Origin of the sequence: Cerasicoccus frondis (assembly GCA_031296915.1) — a bacterium.
In the GTDB taxonomy this organism is placed as follows: Bacteria; Verrucomicrobiota; Verrucomicrobiia; order Opitutales; family Cerasicoccaceae; genus Cerasicoccus; species Cerasicoccus frondis.
Genome location: JAVDPC010000007.1, coordinates 161,077 through 183,449 on the forward strand (window position 1 = coordinate 161,077; position 22,373 = coordinate 183,449).

A 22,373-nucleotide genomic window follows, 5' to 3' on the forward strand; every position below is an offset into this window, starting at 1 on the left:
GGGCGCATTTTTAACGATTGGGAATGAGCTCCGGTTGTTCTGATCTCATTCCATCCATATCGGTAAACCTTGACTTAGTGTGCGTCCTATTAGTTTTACTATAATATGGATAAGTTGCTTGCCGCCAATCGTTCTGAAATTGCTGTCCGTATCTTCCGCAGCGCCACTGAGTTGGGTCTGCGCACCGTCGCAGTTTATGCGGAAGAGGACCGCTTTGGCGTCCATCGTTTCAAGGCAGATGAATCTTATAAAGTAGGCGTCGGCAAAGGCCCCGTTGCCGCCTATCTTGATATAGAGAGCATCGTCGCCTTGGCTAAAGAGAAGGGCGTAAAATACATTCACCCGGGTTATGGTTTCCTTTCGGAAAACGCCCACTTCGCGCGCGCTTGCGCTGACAACGGCTTGGTCTTTGTGGGACCGCAGCCCGAGATGCTGGAGCGCATGGGCGACAAAACCGAGGCCCGCAAAATCGCGGAGCTCGCCGAGGTGCCCACGCTTCCCGGCACGAAGGATCCGATCAAGGACCCGAAGAAAGCCAAGGCTGCCGCGAAGAAGGTTGGCTTCCCGCTGATCATTAAGGCGGCGTTCGGCGGAGGCGGCCGCGGCATGCGCGTCGTTAAAAAAGAGGCGGACCTCGAACACCTCCTCCTCGAAGCGCAGAGCGAGGCGCAGACCGCGTTTGGCAACCCCGCTGTGTTCCTCGAGCGCTACGTCGGCCGCGCCAAGCACATCGAAGTGCAGATCCTCGGCGACAAGCACGGCAACGTCATGCACCTGCATGAGCGCGATTGCTCCGTGCAGCGCCGCCACCAGAAGGTGGTCGAAGTCGCCCCGTCGATCAACCTGCCCGACGACACCCGTATCGCGCTTTGCGACGCCGCGGTCAAGGTCGCCAAGGCCGTGAATTACGAAAACGCCGGCACCGTTGAGTTCCTCTACGACCTCGACACCCACGAGTGGTTCTTCATCGAAATGAACCCCCGCGTGCAGGTGGAGCACACCGTCACGGAAGTCATCACCGGCATCGATATTGTCCGCTCGCAGATCCTCATCGCGCAGGGCAAAAAACTGACCGACCCCGAGCTCGCGCTGCCCAAGCAGGAAGACGTGCCGCGCAACGGCTTCGCCATGCAGGCCCGCATCACGACCGAGGACCCGGAAAAGAATTTCGCGCCCGACTACGGCAAGATCGTCAACTACCGTTCGGCGGCCGGCTTTGGTATCCGCTTGGATGGCGCGATGGGCGACACCGGCTCCGTCATCACGCCGTTCTACGACTCGCTGCTCGTCAAGCTGACCGCGTCCGCCTCGAGCTTCGACATCGCCTGCCACCGCATGGTGCGCGCTTTGCAGGAGATGCGTATTCGCGGCGTCAAGACGAACATTCCGTTCATCGAAAACGTGGTCAACCACCCGGACTTCGTCTCGGGCATGGCGACGACCACGATGATCGACACCTCGCCCGAGCTCTTCCAGTTCAAGCCGCGCAAGGACCGCGCCACGAAGCTGCTCAAGCTCCTCGGCGAAACGATCGTCAACGGCAACGACCAGGTCAAAGGCCGTCCCGTGCCGAAGATGGACCTGCCCGTCATCGTCCCCGAATACAACCACAAGGAGCCGATCCCGCAGGGCACGCGCGACTACCTGCTCAAGCACGGCGCCGTGAAGTTTGCCGAGTGGACGATGAAGCAGAAGCAACTGTTGATCACCGACACCACCTTCCGCGACGCCCACCAGAGCCTGCTCGCCGCCCGTATGCGCACCTACGACATGATGCAGGTGGCCGACGCGATGGCGCACCGCGCGCCCGAGCTTTACTCCATGGAAATGTGGGGTGGGGCGACGTTCGACACCTCGATGCGCTTCCTCAAGGAAGGCCCGTTCAAGCGCCTGCGCAAGCTTCGCGAAAAGATCCCCAACATCTGTTTCCAAATGCTCTTCCGCGGCTCCAACGCCGTGGGCTACGCCGCCTATCCGGACAACGTCATTAAGGGCTTCATCAAGCACTCGGCCGAGGCGGGCATGGACATTTTCCGCATCTTCGACTCGCTCAATTACCTGCCGAACCTGAAGGTCGCCATGGAAACCGTTGCGGGCCAAACCCACGGCGTTTGCGAAGGCACCTTGTGCTACACGGGCAACATTACCGACCCCAAGCGCGACAAGTATGACCTCAAATACTACGTCGATCTCGCCAAGGAGTTGGAGAAGATGGGCGCGCACATCATCGCGATCAAGGACATGTCTGGCCTCTGCCATCCGCTCGCTGCGGAGAAGCTCGTTAAGACGCTCAAATCCGAAATCGGCATTCCGGTCCATTTCCACACGCACGACTCCAGCGGCATCGCCAGCGCCTCGATCATCAAGGCCGCCGAAGCTGGCGTCGACGTCGTGGACCTCGCGATCTCGTCGCTCTCCGGCCTCACCGCGCAGCCCAACCTGAACTCGATCGTTTACGCGCTCGCCGGTTCGAAGCGTGATACCGGGCTTGACCAAAAATTCCTCAACGAGCTTTCGATTTACTGGGAAGCTGTCCGCCAATACTACGGCCCCTTCGACACCTCGCCCAAGTTCGGCAGCGCCGAAGTTTACGAGCACGAAATGCCCGGCGGCCAATACACCAACCTGCGCGAGCAAGCCTCAGCCCTTGGCCTGGGCGCCCGCTGGCCCGAAGTGGTCCGCTACTACGAGGAGGTCAACGAACTCTTTGGCGACATCGTCAAGGTCACCCCGAGCTCCAAGGTGGTCGGCGACATGGCCATCTTCCTGCTCACCCGCGGCATCGAGCCGAAGGATCTCGTGAACCTCGAGCCCGGCAGCCAGCCGTTCCCCGCATCGGTTATCGACATGCTTGGCGGCGGCCTCGGCCAGCCCAAGGGCGGGTTCCCGAAAAAGGTCGTCAAGACCGTCCTCGGCGACAACAAGCCGAAGAAGGGACGCCCCGGCAGCTACGCTGAGAAGATCGACCTCGATGAGACGATGGCCAAGGTCACCAAGATGCGTGGCCGCGAGGCCAACACGGACGACCTTTACAGCTACCTGATGTATCCCGACGTCTACAAGCAGCTCGTCGATTTCGTGAAGGAGTTCGGGCACTCCCGAGTGTTGCCGACCCCGGCCTTCTTCTACGGCCTCAAGCCCGGCGAGGAAATTTCCGTCGAGATCGAAGCCGGCAAGACGCTCTTCGTGAAGCTCATCCACGTGGGCGACGCCAACTCCGACGGCAACCGCACCATCACCTTCGAGATGAATGGCCGCGCCCGCGAAACCGTCGTCCGCGACAAGTCTATCGCCACCGAAAGCCAGAAGCGCGCGCAAGCCGATCCGGGTGACGACAAGCAGGTTGGCTCGCCGATCCCGGCCATGGTCAGCAGCGTGGCCGTCAGCGTGGGCAACAAGGTCAAGAAGGGCGACAAGCTCGTCGTCCTCGAAGCCATGAAGATGCAGAGCACGGTCTACGCGCCGTGCGACGGCGTCGCGCAGGAAGTCACCGTCAAGACTGGCGACCAAGTCGACGCCAAAGACCTCCTCGTCCGCCTCGGCTAGCCAGCCAGCCAGCCTCCGGGCAGCGTGCCGCTGCACCCATCGATTTGCCCATTGGGCAAATGGCCAACAAAACGAATTCAAAAACGGCGTCCGCTCAGGGCGCCGTTTTTTTTGCTAGGGTAGGGCGCCGCTTACCATTCTACTTTGCTCATGGCAAGTAGGCCGAGCCGCCGCGCTGCCGCTTCGCCCAAATCCATCACTCCAAGGTGGCGCGGATCGTCCCCGATCCGCAGTTTCATTTGTCATGTACGGCTCGCGCTTGCGCGATGGGACGTTGCCTTTCTCCCAATCAAGGTTAGGTCACCGCCTCATAAACCCTTACGGATATTACTGGGTTGGGTGCTTTACCTTGCGCGCCGCCTGACAAGGCAACAGCATCACGGCGCTACCACGATGAAACTTGCAGCTTTTCATTTGATTCGCGCGATGGAGCGAAGTTTGCCTTTGCCAGTGTTGCACGTGGCTTTGGGGCCGATGGTAAGCTCCGCCAATCGGCGTGAACGGGCATACCATGCCAAGCAAGCTGAAGCCATGGGAAAGCTGCCGGTTGATTGGTTTGCGGGCGAGGACCACGCCGTGACGGTCGCCGCCGAGCGGACGCAATACCACTACTCGCGCTTCATGAATTTCTGGCCGGACCGCTTTCAGGCGCCGCGCTGGGCTGAGCGAATCGACGCCTCGGCGCTGGAAGGCTGGCCGCGTGATCGCCCGTTGGTCTTGGCCACACTGCACGCCGGGCGTCTCTTCATGTTGCACTATGCGCTGCGCGCGCAAGGGGTGGCGGCGGCCACGCTGATCGGCGGTTCGACGCGGAACCGCTCCGCCGTCAAGCGCGCCAAAGACCGCTGTGCGGCAGGGCGGGGGCCCGCGGTTTTTTCGCGCAGCCAATTGAAGGGCGCATTCCAACACGTTCGGGCCGGCAATTGCCTGATCGTGGCGATGGACAAGCCGTCGGAGCACATGGCCACGGTGGACTTCGGCGGCGCGCCGATCCGGCTGTCTGATGGCGCCGTCCGCATTGCCGAGATGAACGAGGCTGCGCTTGCGGCCTGCCTCATCGTGGAGACTGCGCCCTGGCGCTATCGGATTTGCCTGGGCGAGCCGATGACCGATCTCAGCGATATCGAGGGCGCCGTGAGGCGCTTGTCCGCCGACTTCGCGCAGATGCTCCGTCCGTATCCTGCCCAGTGCGGCTGGGAAACGCTGGACTGCCTGCGCTCACCCGACTCGCTGGCCGTGGCGTGACCAGGCGGCTGGGGTGGAGTCAGGCAATGCTCAAGGCAGTGTTCTACCCAAGGTGGAGCCCGCTGTCCCGACCGCGCTTGTTTCATCCAGTGGGGTGGCAGAGAGGCAATAGCTAGCCTGATCGGGGCACCGGGCTTCACCTGTTAAAATAGCTTTTTTGCAGTCTCCACCGTGCCTGCCCGCGGTTTCGTAGAATGGTAAATTTAATGCTTTAAAGTTCACTTAATGCTTGCGCTTGGCTGATTAGTGAGTATGATCGCATTTTCACTTAATTAACTGACAAACGCCATGTCTGCCATTTCTCCATTTTCCAACGTCCACCCGCCATAACGGGTGGCTAGTCGAGTCGATGTGACCTCGAATGCATTCGTTCGCGTGTGATGTTGTCGCCGTTGATCAAGCCCATTCGCCCCCGCGCTGGTGACAGCAGCCCGGTTGGCGACGCTTGTAGGCGTTAATGCGGTTAACCGCCGCGCAACTTCACGCCCGATTATGTCAGCTTGCCCTTCCGAGCATCGACGTATGGACGCCCGACACAACGGGGCGCCAGCGTTCCGCTGGGCTGATCATTTCACATTCGAAAAGATTGGCGCCGTCGGAGCGCACCTCTCCTGCGCCGCTGATTGGCGTCGGGGTGGTTGCCTGTTCTTTGATATTTCGATCTGATCGCATTTTACCCCCCCGGGGGGGTGGGGGGGTGTGGCTTTTATTTAACTTTGGACTGCTTTCCACCCACCCCCCCCCCCCCCCCCCCCCGGCCCCCCGGCCCAAGGACGCCTCAGATGGTTTTCTGAAGGCTGAGTTTTTTACTCGGCTTGCCATTGGGAAGAGGCGATCTTCTGTCGGAGCTGACAGATTAATGGTTGACGGAAATAAATCTCCCATCAACATATCAAAATAAATTGATGCGTTATGTCTCGTAGAATTATATCCAAGATGGCTGAAGGTCACAAAGTGATCTCGGCAGAGTTTTTTCCGCCCAAAACTGAAGAAGGCGCCCGGCAGATCCTGCGCACCGCCAACGCTTTGAAGCAGTATCAGCCGGACTTCGTCTCCATCACCTATGGCGCGGGTGGTTCTGGCCGTGAGCGCACGATTGAGTACGGCGAGTTGCTGCGTGATTTATTCGATTTCGAAGTCATGCCGCACCTGACTTGCGTGGGCCACTCGAAGGACGAACTGGCGGGCATTTTGGACCGCTTCCAGAAGAGTGATTTCCACAACATCATGACCCTGCGTGGCGACCCGCCAAAGGGGCAGGCTGATTTCAAGCCTCACCCTGAGGGCTTGGCCTACGCGTCAGATCTCGTGGCCTTCATTAAGGAGCGCTATCCCGAGTTCTGCCTCGGCGTTGGCGGCTACCCGGAGAAGCACCCGGAGGCGCTGGACATGGAAACCGACCTCGCCAACCTGAAGATCAAGGTCGACGCAGGCGCGGATTTTATCACCACGCAGCTCTTCTTTAACAATGCGGATTATGCGCGCTTTGTGGATGCGTGCCGGGCGCGTGGCATCGAGATCCCGATTTTGCCTGGCATCATGGCGGCTTTGTCCTTTGATCAAGTGCAGCGTTTCAGCGCCTTCTGCGGGTCAACCGTTCCGCGTGAGCTCCTCGGCAAGCTGGAGTTGGTCAAAGATGATGCGGCTGCCTCCGAAGCAGTGGGCGTCGACTGGGCTTTCCAGCAAATTCGAGACCTTCTGGATAAAGGCGCGCCGGGCGTGCACCTTTATATCCTCAATCGCTCGAACATCGCAGTGGAGCTCATTGAACGATTGCGGGCGGAGAAGGCGCTGTAGAATCAGCTGTCTTTTTTAACCACGAGGGACACGAGGAGCGCGAAGTTTCTCAGCTCGTGATTTTTCACGCGTAGACCCAAAGAAAGCATTTCCAGAACTTTGGGTCTTCGGGTCTTGGCGTGAGTTTCAAACTCGCCTCGCTGGCTTCCCGCTCTTCCTGCCTAAAAACTACGTTTCGCTGGGTATTCCTTCTTCGTGCTCATCGTGTCCTTTGTGGTTAAAAAACTCGCCTCGCTGGCTACGAAGTCCTCCCAGTAAAACCGCACAAAAAAGCCGGCCATTGCTGGCAGGCTTTTGGTGACTTCGATGACAGGAGGCCGCTAGGCGGTGACGCCTTTGAGCACGCTGGCTTTGGACTTGGTCTTCGAGCCCATCGACTGGGCGGCCTGCATTAGCGCGACTTCCAGCGATTCCAGGTATTTGACGAACTTGCGTCGACCAGCGGCGGACAGGCGGACAATGGTCCGGGCGCGGTTGCCAGCCAGGGATTTTTTCGCGATGACGATCTTTTCTTCCTCCAGCAGCTTGAGGTGCCGGTTCAGATTGCCGTCGGTGAGGTCGCAGGCTTCCTTGAGTTCGCTGAAGCTCAGGCCAGCGTCCGATTCAGCGATCGCGGCGATCATGGCTAAGCGCTTGGGTTCGTGGAAGATACGTTCCAGATTTTCGTAAGGATTGTCCGATTTTTTACTCATAACTTTGGGACAGGTTGGGGAGCCCGAAAAAGCTCCAGATAGTGCGGCCTTCGGCCTCGTCGTAGTGCAAAACAAGGCCGCCGAGCCATTCACCGATGAAAAATACGCCGCCCATCACCAGGGACTGCTGCCAAGCCCACTGCGGCCACAGCAGGCACACGCCGCCAGCCGCCAGATACCAGGCGCCGACCCAGCAAATGTGCCGGGGCAAAACCCGCCGCGTGCTGAGGTTGGCCAAGCCGTAAAGGGACATCCACAGGCCAGGAAGCAACTCCACGCTACCTTGTCGGATGCAGGCTACCGTCGCAAAGGCGCCGGCAACAAAAGCTGGGACAACTTCCAGCGCGGGCTTGAGGCTTTGCCAGTCTCGATCAGCTTCTTCGTCGTTCAGAAACCAGTAAACGAGCGCCCCGTAGTTCAAGAGCAGACTTGCGGCCAATACCGCGCCCCATGCGCTGAGCAAACCGACTAAATCACAGGGAATGTAACCCGCGCGTATGGCCAGCGCCGCCGCCAATGCAGTGCAACCCCCCAATGCGCGCGCCCGGCCTGAATAGCCTTTAAAGCGCTGCTTCGTCAATATGTGACGCTTGAGTTCGCGCACTTCGCGCAGCGCATGATGCAAGCCGAAGGACATGTTTCTTTGTATGGCAAAGTTACTTTGCAAAAGCAAGTAAAAGTTTACGAAAGGCCCGTGGATACTGGCTTTGGGCCTGGGCTAGTCGCCTGACATTTCCCGGTAATGCTGATACTGCCGCTTGCGTAACTCCTCCCGAGTCAGTCCGCCACGTGGGCTTTCAGGCGTCTGAAAGTCGTAAACTTGCACGTTCGACGCGACAGGCGCGAGGATGGTGCGGATGGCCTCCTGATGCGTGGGGTCTTGCTCATAAGCGCGCAATGCGGCTTCGCTCTCGAACACCATCAGCACGCCATAGTCATAGTTTTGCACGACCTTGCGTTCCCCAGGGATGCCGACGCCGTGGGCAACGCTGATGACTCCAGGATAATCTTTCCACGCTTCGGATTGCTCGGCGATGCGCTCTCTGGCCTCGCTGTCGGCTGGGTCCTTCAGGCTCACCGCAACAAAATGGTAAACGTGGCCGCCATTAGACAAATCCGCCGTCGGCATGGTTTGACAGCCAGCCAACGCCATGAATAAACCAATGATGATGAAATTAGCGCGAAGCATGGGCGACAGCCTTAGCGAGCCGTCGCTGGCGGCAAGCTTTTTTCCCAAGCAGGGGAGGGAGGTTGCCTGTGGCTGAGCGGGTGAATCGCGCGCGTCGGCCACTGTTTAGCTGGCGAAATTTCGAGCGTGTCGTCTTGGCGCTTTGCTGGTTGGCGCTGGTTGTATTGAGCGCGGTTGGTTATTGGGGGCGCGAAGACTGGCGGTTGGATTTGCTCGCGAATTTTAGGATGCAGTATTATTTTGCTGCGCTGGTGTTGTGCGTTGTCGCGGCGTGGCGCAGCTTTCGCATCATCTTTTGCTTGAGCCTCGCGGTCTTCCTTTGGAACGGCGCCCTGGTGTTTAACTTTGCACCGCAAAGTGAAGAGTCGCCTGATCATATTTATCGAGCGATCAGCGCCAATGTCTACACGAAGAATACCCAGATTGATCGCGTGGTGGAGTACATCCGCCAGCAAGAGCCGGACTTTGTTGCGTTGATTGAAATCACCGAAGCCTGGGAAGAGACTTTGGACGAGCTCAAAGACATTTTTCCCTATGAGCGCCGGCAGATGTGGGGCGGTCGCTATGGCGCCGTCATCTTATCCAAGTATCCGCCTACGCCGGAAGGAAGAGTGCAGGGTTATGCGGGAGTGGGTTCGATACCGTTGGAGGTTATGACGCCGGACGGTCCCTTGTTGGTGCTGCTGATTCACCCGCTGTCGCCGACGAATGAGCGCTCATGGAACTATCGCAAAAATGCGCTCAAGGCGATTGCAGACTTTGCGGCGGCGAATGAGGCGCGTGCGCCGCTCCTTGTGATGGGGGACATGAACACGACGCAGTGGTCGCCATTTTATCAAGACTTTGTAACGCAAAGTAACTTGAATCCGGTTGCGACGAGCTTCTTTCCCCGGCGTACCTGGCCGACGCGCAATCCGCTGCTATGGATACCGATTGACCAGTTTTTCCTGTCCGATGAATTGGCGCCCGTATCGCAATGGACGGGGCCCGATGTCGGCAGTGATCATTACCCGATTGGCTTGGACTTTTGCTTTGCAACGCAAAGTAACGGCGAATAACGTGTTACTTTTTGAGCCGCATCGTGTGGACTTGAATCGGGGCGCCGCAGGAGTCATCAAAGGCGATGGCGGCTTCGACTCCATGTCGGGCAATGGCGGCTGGGTCTTTGAGACGGTCATAGCTTGCGTGCATGGAGCCCAAGGCGTATTCCCGCCCGGCGCCGATGGCCCAAAAGCGTGAATACTCGTTGACATTGCGGTAGCTGCTGAAGCCTAAAATACCCTTGGGCGAAATCAGCAGTCCGTCCAACTGGGAGGACTCAACGGGCTGGCTTTTATCCTCGCTGGTTTCGAGAAAGAAGTCAGTGCGCAAGATGGGATGGAGGCCGCGCAGGGTGTCGAAGACTCCCTGGCGAGAATGGTCGTCCAATGCGTCGGGGTAGTCGCGGATCAGCGTTTCGACGATATTGCCCAATGCGCCCCAGCCGATCAGCCCGACCCAGCAAGGGCCCCACTTGTAGAGTTTGTGGCTGTTCACCTTATGCTGGGGCGGCACTTTCAGCGTGCCGGCGGTAAAGAGTGAGTCCGACGCAATGGCGACGCGGTTTCCTTTTTCAACAGCAACAACTACCGACATGGCTGCATTTTCCTCGTTGAGCGCGGCAACGCCACACTAAACTTTGCGAGAATCCACCGGTAGGTCGCTACGGAATTGTCTCACGATGCGGCTTGATATGAACGTCGGTGGTCTGCTAACAAGGCGCATGCGAAAAATCTTCAGCTTCGTGCTACTGGTGGCCACGGCAATTGCCTGGTTCTCCGTAGTCGCCCCTGCTCAGGAGAATGGCTCGACCCTGGACGCCGCTCCCGCCAAGGAATCCCAGACTGCTTCGGCGAAGCCAACTGACCCGGATGCACAGCAAACGACCACACTCGATGAGGCCGATGACTTGGTCGACAGCGGCATGGACGAGTTTGGCGAATCGCTGAGGGCTTCAGTCCGCGAGTTGGCCAGCGAAGCAGCCCAAGCAACTGGCTTGAGCAGTGAGATTTCGACGTTCCTCAACTTCAAGATTGGCAGCTTTCAGGTGAAGGATTTGTCCGTGAGCTTCGTCATCCTGCTCGTGGCCATGATGATGCGCAACGTGATCACGCGCATCTTTTTCAAGCGCCTGCAAGGCTTGGCGAAGAAAACGAAATTTGAGCACGACGACGAGTTGCTCGACGTGCTGGAAAAGCCGTTCTCCATATTCCTGCTCATCCTGGGCATCTACCTGGCGATCTTGGTCCTGCCGCTCAGTTCGATGGTGGAAGGCCTGGTAGGCGATCTCTTCCGTGGCTTCACCATGGTGCTCGCCGTCTGGGGCATGCTCCGCGCAACGGATGTCTTCACCAAAGCAATTTCTGAGAACTTGGCCGGACGCGGCTCGGCCCTGCATGGCTTCATTCCCACGATTAACAAGACGCTGAAAATATTCATTGTGATCGTCGGCGTGCTGCTCGTCATTGACAACCTCGGCTACAATGTGGGCGGGATTCTGGCGACACTTGGCCTTGGCGGCGCCGCAATCGCCTTTGCCTCTCAAGATACGATTAAGAACCTGTTCGGCACGTTCATGATCATGCTCGACCGTCCGTTTAAGGTTGGCGACTGGATCATGGTCGGCGACAAAGTCGATGGCGACGTTGAAGAAATTGGCCTGCGTTCGACCAAGGTGCGCACTTGGCCGAAGACGGTTATTTCGATTCCCAACGGCGTCCTCGCCAATGAGTATATCAACAATTGGACGCGCATGCCGAAGCGTCGCGTAAAGCAGGTCATCGGCATCACCTACGAGGCGACAGCCGAGGATATGGAGGCGCTGGTGCAGGACATTCGCCAGATATTGCGCAACGACGAAGGCGTGAACCAAGAGTTCATCCTCGTCAACTTCACTGACTTCGGCAGCAGCTCGCTGGATATCCTCGTTTATTATTTTTCGCTGTCGACGAAGTGGCTCGAATACATGGACGTGCGTCAGCGCGTGAATTGCAAGATCATGCGCGCGATCCGTGACCGTGGTTTGTCCGTGGCCTTCCCCACGCGCACGCTTTACCTCGATGGCCAAGTGGCGCGCAACATGGCGCAAGTCGACTACGAAGACCGTTGGATGGAGCAGTCGCGCCGCGGTGGATTGGGTGGTGCTCGCCCGGCTGACACCGGCCACGATCCGAACCGTCCTCCAGGGCAACTTGGTGGCGGCGGCGACGGCGAAGGCCGACTCCCCGGCGACTTCGGTTCGCAATTGCCAATGTAGTGCTTGAAGCGATTTTCGGGCAAATCCGCTCATTGTCCGGGCAACCTTTTACTTGATCCCAGGGCTCAACGCCCTATGACTGGTGTTTCCGTCTGATCTTTTATCAACTTTAACCAATGCACGCCATGAAGCCGGAGATTATCAAAAAACTAGATTGCATGAGCCCGCAATTCCTCGTGGCGGACTTGGACCGCTCCATCAAGTTTTACACTGAGACTTTGGGGTTTCAGCTCAACTTCCGCTACATGGATTTCTATGCGGGCATCAATTGCAATGGGCACTCCATTCACCTGAAAGCCTGTCAGCCCTACACTGAGCACCAGAATCGAAAAATTGCCGAGGGGCATGTGGACGTCACTTTTGGCGTCATCGACATCGAGGCGGTTTATGAGGAAGTCTGCCAGGCTGGGGCGGAGATCGTGCAGCCCTTGCGGGTCATGCCCTACGGCACGGAGTTTTACATTGCCGACCCGGACCGAAACATCATCGCATTCTTTTGGAGCGAGGGTTGAACCGGCAACTTGAGGAAGCGTTCGCTCGCTCCTGATGAACGGTCTATCCGTACCGAAAATAGAACGTTGTTTTACCGTTTTATAGCTCTATCTCGAAACCTGCCTTGGCGTTACCCACTGGAGGGCGACGCTCTGTCGTCGCATCAGCTTGTTGTCGGATTTTTTAATTGCTGTCTTGTCTTTATTGCCAGGAATAGATTGAAAACATTTTACTGTACGATGTTACATAAATAAACTGGCTAAATGCTTCAACTGGCACTGAAAGGCTTACTACTCTTCGTTTGTTGAGTGATGTTTTTGAAGCTTAAAAGATACCGCTCTGAAAAAAGAAAGCTGAATTGAAAAGAGAGTTTGAAGATAATCCTTACCCTGAAACAGGTTATAAGCTGTTTCGTGATGGAACTGACTTGGTCTTTTACCCTGATGGAGGTTATTTCCCTTGTCGATGCGTGAAAACCAACGCACAGGAAGGACTTGAGGAAGTTTTTGAAACTGCGGTAGATGACGCATTGCTAAGGTCAATCCTCGGCTTGTTTATACCGAGAAGGTTACTGAGCGGTGTGATGGGGGAGAACCATGTGATTATGCAGATCTACCTTCGCAAAGACCTTGCCCTTAAAAGGAAGGCTTTGAGGTTTTTCATGGCTATGTCTATAGCGGCTGGAGTCTTGCTGATGGTGTCTGCGTTACTTGGCCAAAGTCTTCTACTTGGGTTGGTCTCAGGATTTTTATTTTTGGTATTTATCGTCCTTCGGAGAGTAAGCAGTATTCTTAGGGTTAATAAATGGAAACGAGACAGATTGCGGCTAACGGGGGCTGGTTTGTTGTTCGTGGAAACCCTCCAGCGCGAGGATTCGAACAAGTCGCCACAGGCGATGCCTAACGCAGCAACCTAGCCTAGACTTTCCCATCCAACTCGCGGTGATAACAGAGCAACGCCCTCCAGCTAAGCAGACGCCGCCCTCAAGCGCTCGCCGCTGGGGCGGCGCTGGCGTTGATCAGCTCCAGGAACGGCGGGAGGATGCTTCGGGCTTTTTGTGGGCCGATGCCTTTGATGGACATCGCTTCCTCGGCGTTCGCTGGTTTGAGGGCGGCCATTTGCTGGAGCACGGTGTTGGGGAAGATCGTGTAGGCAGGCGGGTTGCCGCGCTTGCGGCGCATGTCGTTGCGCAGCTTCACGAGCTGCTCGTAAAGGGCGTCGTCGGGCTCGGCGGCTTGGACGATGGCGTCATCAGTTTCCGGCCAGACGAGCTTGGGGCGCAGTTCGCCAAACATCACTTTGCTGCCGGAGTCGGTTAGCTCAAGCAGTGGGTAGTCTCCTTCGGTCACGGTCAGGTAGCCGCTGTTTTCCAACTCGTTGAGCAGCTTGCCGACGAACTCCGTGCCGTGCTCTTTCAAGATGCCGTGCGTGGACAGCTTGTCCAAGCCGGGGTCGACGATGACCTTGGCCTGGCTGCCGGTGAGGCACTTGATGATGCGGTCGCGGCCGTAACGCGCCTCCCAATGGTGACGACTGCGGCGGACGGACATCCGGGCGACGCCGCTCAGCGCCTTTTGCACCACGAGCGCCTTGTCTTCATCGACGGGGCCAACGTTGCCCGGGCGATGACGACAGCGGTCGCACTGGCCGCATTCGGCGGCGTCGGCGTCTTCGAAGTATTCGAGAATCCACTGCTGGCGGCAGCTCTTGGCGTAGGCAAATTGAATCAACCGGCGCAGCTTGTCCTCGTCGCGTTGGCGCTTGATGAGGAGCCCGCGCGCATCGAGCCCGAGCTCGCTGGCGAGACGCACACGCTTGAGCACCCGTGTGCCACGCAGGCGCGAGCCCGGCACGTCAAAGCGCTCGATGGCGCCGCAGCGGCGCAGTTGGCTGATGGCGGAGCTGACGGCCATGCCGTTTACTTTGCCCGGCAAAGTATCGCAGATTTCTTCCATGGAGAGGAAGGCCTCGTTGTTCTCATTCACGTTCCTTTGCAATACAGAGTGAATGCTGTGGATGAGGCTCAGCGGCGGGTTGGCGCCTTCGATAAAAAACTCCTGCGTGGTCTTGTCGGCGTAGCAGAACAGCATCTCGCAGTAGGCGGGTTTGCCATCGCGGCCGGCGCGCCCGGCTTCCTGGTAGTAGGCCTCGACGCTGCCCGGCATTTCGTAGTGTGCGACGAAACGGATGTCCGACCGGTCGATGCCCATGCCAAAGGCGTTCGTGGCGACGGCAATGGGGACCTCGCCGCGGACAAAGCGGTCTTGCGCGGCGTCGCGCTCACTGGGCGTCATGCCGCCGTGGTAAATGACGTGCTGCACGAACTCCTCGCGTAGTAGCGTGGACACCTCTTCGACGGACTTGCGGCGCGCGCAGTAGATAATACCGACGCCGTTGTTTTCGATGAGCTGGCGGATGCGCTTAATCTTGTCCTTGCGCTTGTCGATTTGCTTGATCGCAAAGGAGAGGTTGTCGCGGCCAAAGCCGGAAACAAACGTCGCCGGCTTACGCAGCTTGAGGTTGTTGGCGATGTCTTCGCGGACCTCAGGCGTGGCCGTTGCGGTGAAGGCCGCGCAGCACGGGTGGCCGATCTTTTCCAGGGCCTCGCCGAGGCGTTGGTAGTCGGGGCGGAAGTCATGGCCCCATTGGGAAATACAGTGCGCTTCGTCGACCGCGAACAGCGAGATCTTCACGCCCTTCAATGAGTCGATAAACGACTGCGCGCGGAAGCGCTCGGGTGCGACGTAAACCAGCTTGAGCTCGCCGCGGCGAAGGTCGTCGAGGCAGGCGCGTTGCTCATCCCAGCTTTGCGAGCTGTTGATCATGGCCGCCGCAATGCCGCGCGCATTGAGCGCGTCGACCTGGTCTTTCATCAGCGCGATGAGCGGCGAGATGACGAGCGTCACCCCGGGTAGCATCAGCGCGGGGAGCTGGTAGCAGAGGCTCTTGCCGCCACCGGTCGGCATGATGACCAACGTGTCGCGCCCGCCGATGATTGATTCGACGATTTCGTCTTGCGGCTCGCGAAATTGCTCGAAGCCGAAATGTTTTTTAAGTCCTTGGGCGGGCGTCATGCTGCCCTAACTAACTGCACGGAAATGCAGTGAGTCGAGGCTGAATTTGCCGGAAGTTTTTAGTCGTTGAGCGAGAGGTGTTTGGAGATGGTGATTTCTCGTTGTTCGCCCCCTTGGGAATCTTGCGCTGACTGGAATTCCGGTTGACTTTTCGCTGTTTGAGGATGCAATGTTTTTAAACGCTTCACCCCAGCACTATGTCCTCTTTTTCTATTCTCTCATCGTTGTTTGCGGCCACTGTGTTCGTCGCCAGCACGAGCAGCGCGCAATTGTTGATCATCGGTGGAACTGACCCCGATTACCTCAACAACGGCAGCTTCGAAACCGAAACGAATTGGTGGATCGGGGAGTTGGATAACGCGACTACCTTGTCCAGCAACCTGGGCGTCAACCAGGGGTTTTTACAGCGAGACAACATAACGCCTCCAGATGGCGACTGGTATGCGGTCGTGGGCGCAAACCTGGACCGGGAAGACCTGCGTGGGTTTTATCAGGATACGGGGTATGACCTCGTGGAAGGCGACACGTTCAACCTTAGTTTCTGGCATGCCGAGCACTATGCGCTGGAGTCGGGAGACAGCTTTTCCTGGATGCTGTTTACGACCAGCACGAATACCGACCAGGGCGTGGTGGATAGCATCATCGCCTCTGGCGATGTTGACGTGGTGCTCGACAATGAGTTTGTCAAAGTCGCGGCCAACGGAATCGGTGAAGTGACCAGTGATCTCGAAGGAGCGCGGCTGTTCATCGCATTTTTGCCAACGGGATTGAACAACGACTATGTTGCGCTCGACGAAGTCAACCTTTCGCTGGTGCCCGAGCCTGGAGTTTACGCGCTGATGATGGGGGTGGTTGTCCTGGGCGGACTATTCTGGCGTCGCCGTTACTATTCGCGATAGGCGACGATGATCTGCGGCGTGAGCTCTTCCATGGTCGTCGCGTCGAATTCGTTGGTTGCTTCGTCGTGATAGCATGCCCGGTAAAATAGGTCGTTGATCGACTCGCAGAGGGGGGCGGGGATGCCGCGCTCTGTGGTTAAACTTTCGGCTATTTCCTGCGGGGTGGCCGCGACGTCATGTGGGAAGCCGAGCTTGATCAGCGCTTTCAACATTTCGTGGTAGCTGTAGATGATGCGCTCGCGGGGGGATTGCCGCCCCAGCGCTTTCTTGAATTGCTCAGCGATGCGGTGAAAGGCGGAATCGGTGTTTTCAAACGGTGCGTCGGCGACTTCCTGTTTCTCGCTAAAGAAGCGAATCAGGTACGGGAGTAAAAAATAAGCCATCGCCGCGAGCACCACGAAGTCCCACCACTTTATCTGGTGCTTTTGAGTGGTTGCTGCGGCTCGTTCCATCACGAAGGCAGGCGCCTTGGCGGGATTGAGTTCGACGCCCATCAGGTGAAGCAGCACCCCGAGCACGAGGTAAATTGCCAGGATGCCAGCGCTAAGCCCAAGGATGATCAATGCGAGTTGACCATGATCCCGCCAGGACAGATACGCCCGGGACTCGGGAGGGTCGTAGGTGAGTTGCAAGGCGAGGATCAGCAGCAGCGGGATGCACCAGAAGAACAGCTTTCCGGCCAAGCCCCAGAATGCAGCGCCTAACGCCAGGAAAATGCCGATCCGCATGAGGACATCGGTTTGCGACTGTGCGCGCGTCGCTGTCAGGCCGATCAGCCCGAAGCCGACGGCCATTGCCACACGCTTGGCGGCGGGGCTGTCGGTCATCAGGTTGGCCCCAATGAGAAGCGCGAGGACCGGCAGGACTATTTTCCAGCGACCTTCCATGTATTCCCAATCCATGTCGCTGACCTTGACCAGGTATTCATTGAGTGCGACGGCGATGCAGATGCCGAAAATAATGAGCACTGTCGTGCTAATGGCGCTGCCCGTGGACAGCGGTCCCCAGGCGCCGGCCCACAGGGGCAACATGCTGAGGGAAAAGATCGACAACGCGTGCCAATATTGGGGCGTCAGCTGCCTCACAGCGGACCCTCCAGCATGGACTTTTCCAGGCCGCGTTCGATATCGACCCACCAAAACGCAGCTACTCGATTGCCGATCTGGGCCGCCAGTTGTTGGCGATTGGGCCGGGCGGCGCGGTCTTGCAGCGATTTTTCATAAGCGACCATGCCTTCGTCGTCCAGGATCACCAAAAAGATCTGGCATGGTTTCCAGGCAAAGGGTTCGAGCAGTTCATCGAGCGCGTCGATGGAGAAATTGACACGACTTTGGATCAGCCAGAAGGTCGACCCGTCGCGGATGATATCCGGGTGTTCTTTTAGTTGCGCTTTGAGTGTCGATTCACTTTTTTCGCGAACGGGGATGAGCGCGTCGAGGATTGCGATGAGGTGCTGGTGACCACAGTCCGACGGCACAAACACCGATGGCTTGCTGTTGATGAGCACGCCGATTGGTTGCCCGCTTTGGATGGTCTTAGCCGCAATGCTGCCCACCAGTTGCACGCCGTATTCTTCGGTGGAAACTTTGCCGGTGCCCGCGCGACCGGCCAGTGGCAAGTCCAGCAATATGAAGGTGTTTGCGGGCGTTATCTGCTCGTATTCGCGAACCATCAGCTCTTCGCTGCGCGCGGTTTGCGGCCAGTGAAGGTGCCGGTAGGGATCGCCGGGGACGTATTCGCGAACGCCGAGTTGGAGGTCACTTTCTCCCGCACGCGCCCGGGGCAAGCCTTCGGGAATCGCGTCGGGAATGCCGATGCCTGGCGGGCTTACAGGGACATTAAACACCTGCGGAAAAACGGAGAATTCCTGTTTCACGTCGAGCGTTCGTGTGAAAATAAACATGCCCAGAGGGTCGGACAACTCGATGCGAATTGGCCCAAGCGTGTAGCGTCCGCGGTCCATGTAGCACTCGGCGTTGTAGTGAAATTCGGTGGAGGAGTGGGGGGGGAGTAAGCCAGGAAGCGTCAGGTATTTGTCCGCCTCCATTTCGGGCTCGAAGTTATCATGCACCATGAGCCGAAAAATCGGAAACCAATGCCGGTTCTCGACAGTGATGGCGACGTCGACGCGTTCTCCCTCGCAAGCGCCGTCAACGCAGGTTCTATGGGCGCGAATTAATTGACGTTGCTGCAGGACGATCAGCGCGCAGCAAAAGCCAAATGTTGGAATGAACAGGCCCGCGAGCAGGTAAGCGGCGTTCTGTAGGTTCCACCCAAACATGATGAGCAGTCCCGAGCCGAACAGCGTGACGGCGCGGCTGATGCGTTGGCGCTTCTGCTCGCTGGCGGTCATGGTTTACTGCGTGATCGGCACCTCGACGTTGTCCAGAATGTCGCGGATGACTGCGGCCGCCGAGTCGACATTGACGACTGAGCGAGTCTTTAAAATAATGCGGTGTGCGAGGACGAAACTCCCAACTTCTTTCACGGTGTCGGGGCGCACGAAATGCTCGCCCTTGAACAGGCTTTGCGCCTGGCTGGCGCGCATGAGCGCCAAGGAGCCACGCGGGCTCGCGCCGACGGCGATACGCTCGTCCTCGCGGGTGGCGGCCATGATGCGCGCGATGTAGTCGAGGATGTTGGGCTCAATGTGGACCTCGCGCACGGCGGCCTGCGCTTCGAGCACTTCATTGACCGAGATGACTGGCTGCACGTCGAGCACGGGGTGGTGCTTGACCTGCATCTGCATGACGCGCGCCTCCTCCTCGACGCTCGGGTAGCCGAGGGAGAGCTTGCCGAAAAAGCGGTCGAGCTGCGCCTCGGGCAGGGAGAAGGTCCCCTTGAGCTCGATCGGGTTTTGCGTGGCGATGACAAAGAACAGCCGCGGCAGGTCATGTGTCACGCCATCGACAGTGACGGTGTGTTCGCCCATGGCTTCGAGGAGGCTGGACTGCGTGCGTGGTGTGGCGCGGTTGATTTCGTCGGCAAGCAGGACGTTGGCAAAGACGGGCCCGCGACGGAACTCAAACTCGTTGCTTTGCCGGTTGAAGACGGCGACGCCAGTCACATCGGACGGCAGCAGGTCGGGGGTGAACTGGATACGCTTGAAGTCGCCGGAAATGGATTTGGCCAGCGTCCGCGCGAGGATCGTTTTGCCGACCCCGGGCATGTCCTCGATCAGCAGGTGGCCGTCGCAGACGAGGGCGATCAGCACGCCCTGCATGGCGCCGGGCTTGCCGACAATGACGGACTCCAGGCTCTGGCGCAGCCGGGTGAGTTTGGTGAGTATATTCGAATCCATAGCAGTGGCGGCAGAAAATCTTATTAATTAAAATGATTAACTCATGAGGGTGGAGAAATATTTAATGACTTTTCCATCACGAATTATGGCAAACCCGCGACAACCGCATTTTTTAGCGAAATTTTCGGGAGGGCTACTAAATGACCAAAGTTCGTCTCCTTCCTCTAGTTGGCTGGTGAAGCTTTTCCATGCGGCTGTCACTTGCCCGAAGGGGCGCTCTTGGAATTTTGTCCTGACTTTGGCGATTGGAAGCTTGAATGCATCAGCTTTACTTTGCAGTTCAGCTTCCTCAAAGGAAGCTATGCTTCCTTGGTGCTGTAACCAGCTTGATGGTATGAGTCTTTCTTCCGACATATTGGTGAAGTAGAGCTTTGCGGTCAATATTCGCTACGGATTGATAACACTGTGCCGGGCAAAGTCAAAGGGGGAGTCGCTGTGGATTGGGGATGTCGGGAAGGATCGCGAATTTCCACATTCGCCTCCATTCAACGACTTTTAAATTCAGATGGATTGGCAGCGATTGTGGAAATTCGCGATCCGCGCTTGATCCGCAGGCGGTTTGGCGCGCTTTCTTTCGCGATTGACGCCGGGCGGCTTTGGCCCTTGCGTTGCGGGTTTCTAAATAACCCGGATTTTTACATTATGCTGCAAGCAGGCATCGTCGGACTGCCCAACGTGGGCAAGAGCACCCTTTTTAACGCCCTTACGCGCACCCGCAAGGCGGAGGCCGCCAATTACCCATTTTGCACGATCGAGCCCAATGTGGGCGTGGTTGAAGTGCCGGACGAACGTCTGGAGCCGTTGCGCCAGATCGCCAAGACCCAGGTGATCATTCCGGCGGCGATTGAGTTTGTGGACATCGCGGGGCTCGTCGCTGGCGCCAGCGAAGGTGAGGGCCTCGGCAATAAGTTTCTGGCCAACATCCGCGAGGTGGACGCTATTGTCCATGTGGTGCGCTGCTTTGATGACGACGACATCATCCATAAGATGGATACGGTCGACCCGATTCGCGACATTGAGGTGATCAACACCGAACTCATCCTGGCCGACCTGCAAAGCGCCGAAAGCCAGCTCGACAAAAACCGCCGTCGCGCCAAGGGCCAGGACAAGGAAGCCGTCGCCAACGCCGCGTTGCTCGAAAAAATCGTCATGCACCTCAACGCCGGTAAGCCTGCCGTCACGATGGACTTGACCGACGACGAGCGCGAGCTGATGAAGACCTTCTGCCTGCTCTCAGCCAAGGATGTGCTCTACGCCTGCAATGTGGGTGAGGAAGATCTCGCCAACGGTGGCAACGACTACACCGCGAAGGTCGCCGCCTGGGCCGGAGAGCACCACGGCGCCGGGTCCTGCGTGATTTGCGCCCGCATCGAGGAAGAGCTTTCCGAACTGGAGCCCGAAGAAGCCAAGGAATTCTTGGCGGACCTCGGCGTCGATGGTTCGGGTGTGTCCGGCCTCATTCAGGCGGCTTACTCGCTGCTCGGCCTGGCGAGCTACTTCACCGCCGGCGAAAAAGAAGTTCGCGCTTGGACCTTCCACGTGGGCATGAAGGCCCCGCAATGCGCGGCCGTGATCCACACCGACTTCGAGAAAAAATTCATCAAGGCGGAAGTCGTGAGCTACCCGGACCTCGTGGCCGCAGGCTCAGTCGCCGCCGCGCGCGACGCGGGCAAATACCGTCTGGAAGGCAAGGAATACTTATTTAAGGACGGCGACGTCGCGCTGTTTAAGGTGGGCGGTTAATCGCCGCCACACCCTCCGCCGCAACTGCCACCACAGGAGCTGCCTCCGTCGTCGCCATCGCCGCTGAAGAATCCGTCTTCACCGAAAAGGCTTTCGAACCAGCCGCCTTCGTTACGGCGGGAGTCGGTTGTGTTGTCGAAGTAGGTGCCGGATCCCGCATCGTTGCCGGCGTCCCCGGCGTAGATGCTGGAGGAAGATTCCCGCTTGCGGCTTTGGTCGCCGGCGATGACGCCTTCTGGGCCGATGGTGCGCAGATCCTGGCCGGTTTCATCGACGACGCCTAAGTCGGAGCAAAAGATTTTCCGCTCGTGGCAGAGGTCGGACCAGACCCAGGCGTGGGTAAATGCATCCTGCACGCCGTAGTAATTATGAAAGGCGGGCTCGGTGCTGAGTGGCGCTAGGCGGTTGCTGGACTTTGCGCGGGCTCCGTCGCCGCGGCGGATCATTTTACGGAAGGTCTTTTGCTGAGTCGCCTCGACGTGCATGTGCTGATGCAGCGCCATTACGACGGCTCCGGTAAACTGGTCGAACAAGCCGCGTTGTTGGCATAGATACGCGTCGTAAATTTCCTGTTTGGCGAAGATCGGCGCCAGGGATTCGCGCAGTTGGGCGTCGCTACTGTTCTTTGCGGAGAATTCGTTGGAGAAGCCGTTGATGTGGATCTCAATCGGGTGGGCGCCGACTTCGTGGCTGCGTAAAATGTTTACCTGCACGAGGAAGGTCATACCGGGCACGTGGTGCTCCAAGACGAGGGAGAGCTCATTGAAGAGTTCATTTTCCTGCGGATCGATCTCGCGCTCGAAGGCGTCCATGCAGAGGCGCAGGTCCTGCGGGATGCCTTGGTAGTCGTAGTAAAAATCGGTCGCGTCCTTGGACAGCCGGACGATGTTATCAACGCCGATAGCCTGCAGCGCGAGGTTGAGTGATTGAAGAATCGAAATCGCCGTGAAAGTCTGGCGAACTTCCTTGGGAGAAGAAAGACCTAGCGTTAAAAAGTGGGCGAGTTTGCCGAAGGCTTTGGTCGGCCTGCGACGCTCTATGTGGGAGAGTTCGGCAGGTTCTACAGTGATGAGTGCTTTGTAGTACATTGTAGAGTCGGG

At 57.9% G+C, this 22,373-nt stretch carries 20 protein-coding genes; 10 read left to right on the forward strand and 10 right to left on the reverse strand.

What is annotated here, in order from left to right:
* The first annotated feature begins 105 nt into the window (after nucleotides 1-105).
* The 4 genes from RBB63_RS08065 to metF all read left to right on the forward strand — a co-directional run bounded on the left by RBB63_RS08065 (nucleotide 106) and on the right by metF (nucleotide 6,588).
* Nucleotides 106-3,546 carry a pyruvate carboxylase gene (locus RBB63_RS08065; protein WP_309382926.1) on the forward strand — a complete coding sequence of 1,147 codons (3,441 nt, stop codon included), beginning with the start codon at nucleotides 106-108 and terminating at the stop codon, nucleotides 3,544-3,546.
* A gap of 393 nt (nucleotides 3,547-3,939) precedes the next feature.
* Nucleotides 3,940-4,791: a hypothetical protein gene (locus RBB63_RS08070; protein ID WP_309382928.1), complete on the forward strand. Its 852-nt coding sequence runs from the start codon at nucleotides 3,940-3,942 to the stop codon at nucleotides 4,789-4,791.
* 492 nt (nucleotides 4,792-5,283) lie between these two features.
* Nucleotides 5,284-5,457, forward strand: coding sequence for a hypothetical protein (locus RBB63_RS08075; protein WP_309382930.1), 174 nt, complete (start codon nucleotides 5,284-5,286; stop codon nucleotides 5,455-5,457).
* A gap of 246 nt (nucleotides 5,458-5,703) precedes the next feature.
* Nucleotides 5,704-6,588, forward strand: coding sequence for a methylenetetrahydrofolate reductase [NAD(P)H] (metF, locus tag RBB63_RS08080; protein ID WP_309382932.1), 885 nt, complete (start codon nucleotides 5,704-5,706; stop codon nucleotides 6,586-6,588).
* Nucleotides 6,589-6,908: 320 nt separating this feature from the next.
* On the opposite strand, the gene RBB63_RS08085 is transcribed toward metF, so the two are convergent.
* The 3 genes from RBB63_RS08085 to RBB63_RS08095 form a co-directional block, all read right to left on the reverse strand.
* Entirely contained in the window at nucleotides 6,909-7,280 is a 372-nt protein-coding gene (locus RBB63_RS08085) for a transcriptional regulator (RefSeq protein ID WP_309382934.1), read from the reverse strand.
* Nucleotides 7,273-7,917 (reverse strand): hypothetical protein, encoded by a 645-nt coding sequence (locus tag RBB63_RS08090; protein ID WP_309382937.1) that lies wholly within the window; start codon nucleotides 7,915-7,917, stop codon nucleotides 7,273-7,275. Before RBB63_RS08090 ends, RBB63_RS08085 begins: the two co-directional genes overlap by 8 nt.
* Nucleotides 7,918-7,998: 81 nt before the next feature.
* Complete coding sequence (locus tag RBB63_RS08095; RefSeq protein WP_309382939.1) at nucleotides 7,999-8,469, reverse strand: Dabb family protein; 471 nt, start codon at nucleotides 8,467-8,469, stop codon at nucleotides 7,999-8,001.
* 68 nt (nucleotides 8,470-8,537) lie between these two features.
* Between RBB63_RS08095 and RBB63_RS08100 the strand changes: the two genes are divergently transcribed.
* Nucleotides 8,538-9,527 carry an endonuclease/exonuclease/phosphatase family protein gene (locus tag RBB63_RS08100; protein WP_309382941.1) on the forward strand — a complete coding sequence of 330 codons (990 nt, stop codon included), beginning with the start codon at nucleotides 8,538-8,540 and terminating at the stop codon, nucleotides 9,525-9,527.
* Nucleotides 9,528-9,531: 4 nt separating this feature from the next.
* On the opposite strand, the gene RBB63_RS08105 is transcribed toward RBB63_RS08100, so the two are convergent.
* Complete coding sequence (locus RBB63_RS08105) at nucleotides 9,532-10,104, reverse strand: Ntn hydrolase family protein (RefSeq protein ID WP_309382943.1); 573 nt, start codon at nucleotides 10,102-10,104, stop codon at nucleotides 9,532-9,534.
* 127 nt (nucleotides 10,105-10,231) lie between these two features.
* Here RBB63_RS08105 and RBB63_RS08110 point away from each other — a divergent pair, with 127 nt between their 5' ends.
* The 3 genes from RBB63_RS08110 (at nucleotide 10,232) to RBB63_RS08120 (ending at nucleotide 13,172) form a co-directional block, all read left to right on the forward strand.
* Nucleotides 10,232-11,764, forward strand: coding sequence for a mechanosensitive ion channel family protein (locus tag RBB63_RS08110; RefSeq protein WP_309382945.1), 1,533 nt, complete (start codon nucleotides 10,232-10,234; stop codon nucleotides 11,762-11,764).
* 125 nt (nucleotides 11,765-11,889) lie between these two features.
* On the forward strand, nucleotides 11,890-12,276 hold the full coding sequence (locus RBB63_RS08115) for a VOC family protein (RefSeq protein WP_309382947.1): 387 nt from the start codon (nucleotides 11,890-11,892) through the stop codon (nucleotides 12,274-12,276).
* Between the two features lie 338 nt (nucleotides 12,277-12,614).
* Complete coding sequence (locus RBB63_RS08120) at nucleotides 12,615-13,172, forward strand: hypothetical protein (RefSeq protein ID WP_309382949.1); 558 nt, start codon at nucleotides 12,615-12,617, stop codon at nucleotides 13,170-13,172.
* A 67-nt stretch (nucleotides 13,173-13,239) separates the two neighbouring features.
* Here RBB63_RS08120 and RBB63_RS08125 read toward each other — a convergent pair whose 3' ends face one another.
* On the reverse strand, nucleotides 13,240-15,330 hold the full coding sequence (locus RBB63_RS08125) for a RecQ family ATP-dependent DNA helicase (RefSeq protein ID WP_309382951.1): 2,091 nt from the start codon (nucleotides 15,328-15,330) through the stop codon (nucleotides 13,240-13,242).
* A 197-nt stretch (nucleotides 15,331-15,527) separates the two neighbouring features.
* Here RBB63_RS08125 and RBB63_RS08130 point away from each other — a divergent pair, with 197 nt between their 5' ends.
* A complete protein-coding gene (locus RBB63_RS08130; RefSeq protein WP_309382953.1) occupies nucleotides 15,528-16,229 on the forward strand; it encodes a PEP-CTERM sorting domain-containing protein in 702 nt (233 codons plus the stop codon).
* Here RBB63_RS08130 and RBB63_RS08135 read toward each other — a convergent pair.
* From RBB63_RS08135 to RBB63_RS08150, 4 genes are read right to left on the reverse strand one after another with little or no spacing between them, the layout of a single operon-like run.
* A complete protein-coding gene (locus tag RBB63_RS08135) occupies nucleotides 16,217-17,260 on the reverse strand; it encodes a DUF4129 domain-containing protein (RefSeq protein ID WP_309382955.1) in 1,044 nt (347 codons plus the stop codon). The two genes, RBB63_RS08130 and RBB63_RS08135, sit on opposite strands and share 13 nt — an antisense overlap.
* 50 nt (nucleotides 17,261-17,310) lie before the next feature.
* Entirely contained in the window at nucleotides 17,311-18,582 is a 1,272-nt protein-coding gene (locus RBB63_RS08140) for a DUF58 domain-containing protein (RefSeq protein ID WP_309382957.1), read from the reverse strand.
* Between the two features lie 3 nt (nucleotides 18,583-18,585).
* Entirely contained in the window at nucleotides 18,586-19,530 is a 945-nt protein-coding gene (locus RBB63_RS08145; RefSeq protein ID WP_309382959.1) for an AAA family ATPase, read from the reverse strand.
* Between the two features lie 36 nt (nucleotides 19,531-19,566).
* Nucleotides 19,567-19,911 carry a hypothetical protein gene (locus tag RBB63_RS08150; protein ID WP_309382961.1) on the reverse strand — a complete coding sequence of 115 codons (345 nt, stop codon included), beginning with the start codon at nucleotides 19,909-19,911 and terminating at the stop codon, nucleotides 19,567-19,569.
* A gap of 261 nt (nucleotides 19,912-20,172) precedes the next feature.
* Between RBB63_RS08150 and ychF the strand changes: the two genes are divergently transcribed.
* Nucleotides 20,173-21,273, forward strand: coding sequence for a redox-regulated ATPase YchF (gene ychF, locus RBB63_RS08155; protein ID WP_343219123.1), 1,101 nt, complete (start codon nucleotides 20,173-20,175; stop codon nucleotides 21,271-21,273).
* Here the strand turns inward: ychF and RBB63_RS08160 are convergent.
* Nucleotides 21,270-22,361 (reverse strand): hypothetical protein, encoded by a 1,092-nt coding sequence (locus RBB63_RS08160; protein ID WP_309382963.1) that lies wholly within the window; start codon nucleotides 22,359-22,361, stop codon nucleotides 21,270-21,272. The two genes, ychF and RBB63_RS08160, sit on opposite strands and share 4 nt — an antisense overlap.
* Nucleotides 22,362-22,373 lie beyond the last annotated feature (12 nt).